At 46.0% G+C, this 6395-nt stretch carries 5 protein-coding genes; 2 read left to right on the top strand and 3 right to left on the bottom strand.

The window, feature by feature from the left end; genetic code table 11:
- Nucleotides 1–303: 303 nt before the first annotated feature.
- On the top strand, nt 304–432 hold the full coding sequence (locus F7D73_RS16330) for a hypothetical protein (protein WP_255415916.1): 129 nt from the start codon (nt 304–306) through the stop codon (nt 430–432).
- A 1362-nt stretch (nt 433–1794) separates the two neighbouring features.
- On the opposite strand, the gene F7D73_RS07900 is transcribed toward F7D73_RS16330, so the two are convergent.
- Nucleotides 1795–2463 carry a 2-C-methyl-D-erythritol 4-phosphate cytidylyltransferase gene (locus F7D73_RS07900; RefSeq protein ID WP_153123661.1) on the bottom strand — a complete coding sequence of 223 codons (669 nt, stop codon included), beginning with the start codon at nt 2461–2463 and terminating at the stop codon, nt 1795–1797.
- Between the two features lie 76 nt (nt 2464–2539).
- Nucleotides 2540–3115: a DJ-1 family glyoxalase III gene (locus F7D73_RS07895; protein ID WP_153123659.1), complete on the bottom strand. Its 576-nt coding sequence runs from the start codon at nt 3113–3115 to the stop codon at nt 2540–2542.
- Nucleotides 3116–3198: 83 nt separating this feature from the next.
- Here F7D73_RS07895 and F7D73_RS07890 point away from each other — a divergent pair, with 83 nt between their 5' ends.
- Entirely contained in the window at nt 3199–4089 is an 891-nt protein-coding gene (locus F7D73_RS07890) for an NAD kinase (protein ID WP_153123657.1), read from the top strand.
- A 77-nt stretch (nt 4090–4166) separates the two neighbouring features.
- On the opposite strand, the gene F7D73_RS07885 is transcribed toward F7D73_RS07890, so the two are convergent.
- Nucleotides 4167–6194 (bottom strand): alpha-amylase family glycosyl hydrolase, encoded by a 2028-nt coding sequence (locus tag F7D73_RS07885; protein WP_153123655.1) that lies wholly within the window; start codon nt 6192–6194, stop codon nt 4167–4169.
- Between the last annotated feature and the right edge of the window lie 201 nt (nt 6195–6395).

The raw sequence follows: 6395 nt of genomic DNA, 5'->3' as shown, positions 1-6395 counted from the left end.
ATAAATCGCTCATTTTAAGCTATTCAGCAGATTATAGAAGAATTTTTCGGAAAAATACTACCCAACGGTGTGGAGATTTTTTCGAAAACCGAAGGCTCGACCTTTTATTTCCAAAGCCCGCTGCCATACCTTTGCACCTGCACGATAACGGTTGATGCCAAAAGGAAAGACCCTGTGGAGGAAAGAAAATCAGAGCGACAAATAAAAATAGAAACTTCACGGAAGTTTTTGGACTGCACGATTATCGCATACTCATTTCTGAGAAATGGATATAATTACTGTCTTGCAAATGTTTTTAGGAAAATGGAAATCGCATACAAGAATGGCACAGCCTTCAGAGAAATTCCGATGAAAGAAGAGTATGGCTTGTCCATGCTTCTTGCATCGGGTTTTCTCCAAGGCTGTGCAGCCAAGCATGAAAGTGGTCGTTGAGGTTTACATCAATGACTTCTTTCTTGCGGTGGAGTATGCAAACAAAATAGTACGGCAAATCAAGGAATGGTGTTTCTTTTGATCGGTTAGCCTGCAACCGACAAAAAGAAGCACTTTTCCTCATGCCGTACTACTGAGACATGAAAGTGTGGTGTGCCACTGTTTCATGTCGTTTGGATTGTGCGATAAAAATGGGACTGCGAGTTGTGGCTATAAAAGTCAGCCGTTGTCAGCACGGCAAACAAAGAAAAGTCCTTGGCAGTATAGTCTTGAAGCATTTCAAGGCATACCGCCAAGGATTTTTCTTGCCGTGCCATAGTCGGAGGAAGTTAGTCTGAAGTACGAGGACTGTCTTTCTTCGACGACGGCTGACTTTTATACAAAACACACGAAAGGATGGAAATATGCAAACGAAATAGACCATTCAAAACAGGAACCCTTGCCACATATGTTTGAATGGATTGAAATGGAAATAGCAAAGAATAGAGAAGAGTATGGTTAATAAAAACAGATTTATCCAAGCAAAAAATCGAGGATAAAAAATCTTAAAACATTCTTTATCCCCGATTAAATATCGTACCTTTGCAACCGAAAGAGTTCTTTGGATGGTTATGCAAATCACAGCAGGATGCTACATTCTGTTTATTTCTAATTCGTAACCTCTTCTTTTTATGAGATAAAAACTTATCTCATTCTCAATCACTTATAAAAAATACGTACTTTCTGCAAAAGAAAACTATATTTTGTAAATGGTTTCTCTATGTTTTGTGCATCCCAACTCTACGTTTGTCTTTTGCGCTATCTACCCCGATTTCCCCCAAAAGTGGTTACGGTTACAGAAGTTACAGTTTTTCTTAAGCCAATTCCCTCTCCCTTCTTTAGAAGGAGATAATTATATATATATAAATATATATAATTATCTATTATTATTACTTACAATCTGAAAGTTCTCGAAATCCCTTATACCCCCCCCCCCTCCGCTGAAAACTGTAACTTCTGTAACCGTAACCACTGTAACCATCTTCGCCCAGAACCAACGGTCACTGGTCGAAGTGAAGGGGGCAGCAAGGCTGCTCGCCCTTTCAAGTGTGATGTGCTGGGATATAAAAAGAGCGGATAACGCTGTGAGACTGCATATTAAGTCTAGCGACACCGTAAAACGCCGTATTGCTAGACCTGCCAAAAACCGCTATGGCGTTTGCGAGGGGAAGATGCAGTATTAACGGAATGCACCTTTGCGCCCTGTAAGGACAAAAGCCTTAAAACCAGATGATTAATAAAGCTTTTGCCCTTACAGAGCGTATGGGGCCTTACTTTCTGGGGCGTGTGGGACCTCACTTGCGATAATGGCAGTATTGGTATCTATTTCAGGAGAGCTTCTGCTATCTTGATGTCAAACGGGGTGGTAATCTTGATGTTTTCGCGATTACCTTCTACCATGGCTACCTGGCAACCGAGACTTTCTATGACCGATGCATCGTCAGTAAACTGCTCCTTGTATTCCTGGTTGAATGCCTGTTTCGCCAGACCGATATCGAAGGTCTGAGGAGTCTGCACTACACGGTAGTCGCTGCGAAGCACGTTCTTGCCACCGCCATGCTGGTCGATGTAGCGCAAGGTATCGGTTACAGCATATACCGGGATGGCAGCATATTCCTCGCGAGCCGTCTCGAAACATTCCTCAATCACATCCGTAGAAACGAATGGTCGGACACCATCGTGAATACCCACTACGCCATCCTCATTGTCAGGAATGAGCGAAAGTCCATTCTTGGAAGACTGGAATCGGGTGTCGCCACCGTTGGCTATCTGGTGCTTGATATCGAAATGATATTCTTCGCAGAGCTGATGCCAGTATTCCTGCTGGCTCTCCGGGAGAACCAGGATGATGCTCAACTCAGGGTTGTATTCATGAAAACGCTCAATGGTTCTCATCAGGATAGGCTTGCCGGCTACAGGCAAGAACTGCTTCGGAATATCACTTCCCATGCGGAGGCCCTTGCCTCCGGCTACTATGATTACGTAATCCATTTTCTTGTTTTTTGTTCTTTTGCTTGTGAGCTTAATAACTGGGGGGACAGGCGATGGAATCGCCTGGAACGGGGGCTTATTGCTTGCTCTGCATGAGATGATCATACATCATGCCATCCTGCAGGGCTGCCACTGTTTCCTTGCCTGCGAAGTAGCTCAATATCTGATAGGCGTATGGGAGGGTGGCGGCAGGACCTTCGCCCGTAATCACGTTGCCATCCTCCTGGAAGAGGGTAGCTGTATATTCCGTATTCTCGCTGAAATACTGTTCGAAGCCAGGATAGCAGGTTGCCTTCTTGCCTTCGAGAATGCCAGTGCTTGCCAGAACCATAGGGGCTGCGCAGATGGCACCGATCCGCTTGCCAGCCTTGTGCTGTGCGATGAGCGCCTGGCGAACGCCTTCATGCTCATTGAGATGGCTGCTGCCCGGCATTCCACCAGGAAGGAGCAACATATCGGCATCGTCAAAGCTCTGGATATCCTCGAACTTCAGGTCAGCCTTGATGGTGACTCCATGAGAAGTCTCTACCCATTCACTACCTGTAATACTGACGGTCTTGATGTCTACACCCCCTCTGCGGAGGATGTCTACTGGAGCCAAACCTTCGATTTCCTCGAAGCCATTGGCAAGAAATTCATATACCTTTGCCATAATTTATTCGTTTTTTGTTTTGTTATTCGAATTATATTATTACCTTTGCAAAAGTAAGAATAATAATTGAAATAACAAAATAAATGGGACAACAACATTTGAAATTCGCAATTTTTGGCAATGAATATCAAGCCAAGAAGAGTGCTTCGATAGAGAAAATCCTTTCTTATCTGGAAAAGAAGGAAGCTGAAGTTTATTTTGAAAGCCTCTTCTACGATTTTCTTACCAAGGTGGAGCATCTTGAGGTGAAGGCTTCCGGCGTATTCGAGGACTACAACTTTGATGTAGACTATGTCATCTCTATGGGCGGTGATGGTACCTTCCTGAAGGCGGCGAGCAGGGTGGGAGCAAAGGAAACTCCTATTCTTGGTGTGAATATGGGGCGTCTGGGTTTCCTTGCCGATGTGTTGCCTAGTGAGATAGAAACGGCGCTGGACAGTCTGTATGCCGACGATTGCCTGATAGAGGACCATGCGGTGATTCAGGTAGAGGCTGAAGGCGGCGTCTTGGCTGGCAATCCTTTCGCCTTGAACGATATTGCGGTATTGAAGCGGGATGATGCTTCGATGATTTCTATCCGTACCCAGGTGGATGGAGAATTCCTGGTCACCTATCAGGCGGATGGTCTTATCGTGACTACTCCTACTGGCTCTACTGCATATAATCTCTCTAATGGCGGACCTATCATCATTCCGCAGAGTGGTAGTCTCTGTCTGACTCCCGTTGCTCCTCACAGTCTGAATATCCGACCTATTGTGATCAATGATACGGCAGAGATCGTGCTGGATGTAGAAAGCCGAAGCCATAATTATCTCGTGGCGATTGATGGCAGAAGCGAACGCATGACCGAGCAGACCCGCCTGATTATCCGTAAGGCACCACATGCCATTAAAATAGTAAAACAGCGGAACCAGAGATATTTCTCTACATTGAGAGAGAAGTTGATGTGGGGCGCTGACCAGAGACAAAGATAAAGTAATCACAAAATAAAAAAAGAGGACTCTTAAGGTCCTCTTTTTTCGATTGATTACTTATTGTATGATTGATACTTTTATTTAATAATCTGTTTCTTGCCCTGGTGGATATAGATGCCTGGCTGGTTAGGCTTCTGCATCATCTTCATGCCGCTCAGGGTATACCATGCGTTGTCTTTACTTGCCGTATTGTCAATGGTAGGAGCTGCGGTGATGCCTGTAGTTGGCATATCAGCCGTAACATCCTTGATCTTATAGTGACCTTCATTGTTCTTCTCATTCAGAACCTCCAGATAGGTATCCTTGTTGATATTCGTGAAATCTACGGTCTGTGGCGAACCGGTACCGGTGCTGAATACGAAGGAAACTTTATAGTTCTTGCTCTTGATCTTGTAAGTTTGATAATACCATTTCTTGCCTTCAATCACTTTGCTTTGGGTCATCTTGTCGCCAGGCCAAACACCCTTCACGGTCAGGTTCTCGTTAGGACTGTCGCACCAAGCCCAGAAGTTGAAACCATCTTTCCATCCTACCTGGTCTGCGTTGGCATATACGGTGATATCGTATGGGTCGAAAGCAGCAGGCTTTTCTACCTTATAGTTACGGGTAAGAATACCGCTGACAGCGCCATTCATCAGCAAGCCCACCTTCAGGGTTGTCTCGCCGAAAGGAATCTCCAGCTCCTCACCGCTCTTAGCCTTCTTGCTGCTGGCTGTTGGCTCTGTGCCATCAGTGGTATAAACCAACTGTGCATCGTCAGCGTTGCTAACAGCCACGAGCTTTGCCTTCATCGTGCCTTCGTAATCACCGGAAGCCAAATCCACCCAAGCCACGTTTGCCTTCTTAGGCATGAAATAGCGGTAGTGGTAGCCGTTCAGCAGTTCGGCGTATGTGTTTGGTGCTGTATACTTCTTGGCGTTAGGACCTACGATGGCAATCAATGTTGCCTTGTCGCCTACGGTTCTGATGCCGTTATATCCTTCTCCCCTGAAGGCATTGAAGGTGGTGTTGCTGGTATTGGTGATACCTGCCAGCTGGCGTGCGTTGATCATCGCCTTGATATCCTGCTTGCAGTCAATCCAGTGCTTGTAGAATACGCATGGGGTTCCGCACGAAGCCAGAATGTAGGCATTGGCTGCCAGGGTATCCTTGCGGATAGGATCCTGCTGTTTTTCGGATGAGCGATATTCGGTATCGTGATTCTCCACGAAGGTGATGGCATACTGCTTGTAAGCTGGGTCGTTAGCCAAGCCATCGGTCTTTACGTTTGACCAGTTGGCTTTGATAGCATCGCGCACCACATAACGGATAGGGAAGTCGAAGGCTGCGCTGGTGATTTTATCATTAACCTTGGTAGCTTCGAGCCAGTTCTTGACTACGGATACATTTCCATCCCAGTATTCTCCTACGGAATAAGTTGGCTTGGCTGCATCGTTGTAGATGCCAGTAAACTTTCCGCTGTATCCCTTTACCATATCATAGCGGAATCCGGCATAGCCGAAGTCGTTGAGGAGCATATCGAGATAAGCCTTCACGATGGTCTGCACGTTCTGGCTGCTGTGGTCCAGGTCGCGCATGCCGCCCCAGTCTTCACCGGAATCATTATTGCTGCTGAGCTTTACGCCCTGCTTATCTGCCTCTTTCTTGGTCTTGCCGCCATCATCGTTGGCACAGATATCGGTTGATTTCATCTCGTAAGTCACGCCCTTGTAGGTTTCTACCGGGAAGTCAAACCAGGTTGATACGTTCTTGCGGTGGTTGATTACCACGTCGGCGATGGTTCCGATGCCGTTATTCTTGAAGGTCTTGATGAGAGAGCGGAGTTCGCTTTCACTTCCGAAAGAACTTTCGTAGTTGGAAAACCAGTAGAGGTCATCGTAACCCATTGACTTGCCGCCACAGTTGGCACTCTGTGGAATCCATACGAGATTGAAGTACTGTCCCAGCTCAGGAGCCTGTGCTTCGAGATTGGTCCACTTGGAATCGCTGAAGGAATCCCAGTAGAATCCCTGCAACATCACGCCGCTATGGTTGGCTGGCCAACCCTGGGCAAACATATTGATGGTTGCCAGTAGGGCAACGAGTGTAGAGTATATCTTCTTCATATTCAAGGATTAAGATGTTTTGTTTATTTGTTGCAAAGTTACGATTTATTCCAATAGGTATGCGCAAATATGATGTAAATCAAGCAAAAGATTTGCGCAAACGTTTGCATATTAGTTGGTTTCCTTGCTTTTTCCGAAAAACCTTGTATTTCCAGCCTCGCCGCCCTTGAAAGGCACCTGAAACGAAACGACCGATGCGAC

Source organism: Segatella copri (assembly GCF_009494395.1).
GTDB lineage: Bacteria > Bacteroidota > Bacteroidia > Bacteroidales > Bacteroidaceae > Prevotella.
Note: the sequence above shows the minus strand (reverse complement) of the source record. Positions and strands in the feature narration are given on the sequence as shown.

Excerpts from the sequence above, each read along its gene's own strand:
- F7D73_RS16330 (WP_255415916.1), top strand. The coding sequence starts at position 304 with ATGGAAATCGCATACAAGAATGGCACAGCCTTCAGAGAAATTCCGATG.
- F7D73_RS07900 (WP_153123661.1), bottom strand. The coding sequence starts at position 2,463 with ATGGATTACGTAATCATAGTAGCCGGAGGCAAGGGCCTCCGCATGGGA.
- F7D73_RS07895 (WP_153123659.1), bottom strand. The coding sequence starts at position 3,115 with ATGGCAAAGGTATATGAATTTCTTGCCAATGGCTTCGAGGAAATCGAA.
- F7D73_RS07890 (WP_153123657.1), top strand. The coding sequence starts at position 3,199 with ATGGGACAACAACATTTGAAATTCGCAATTTTTGGCAATGAATATCAA.
- F7D73_RS07885 (WP_153123655.1), bottom strand. The coding sequence starts at position 6,194 with ATGAAGAAGATATACTCTACACTCGTTGCCCTACTGGCAACCATCAAT.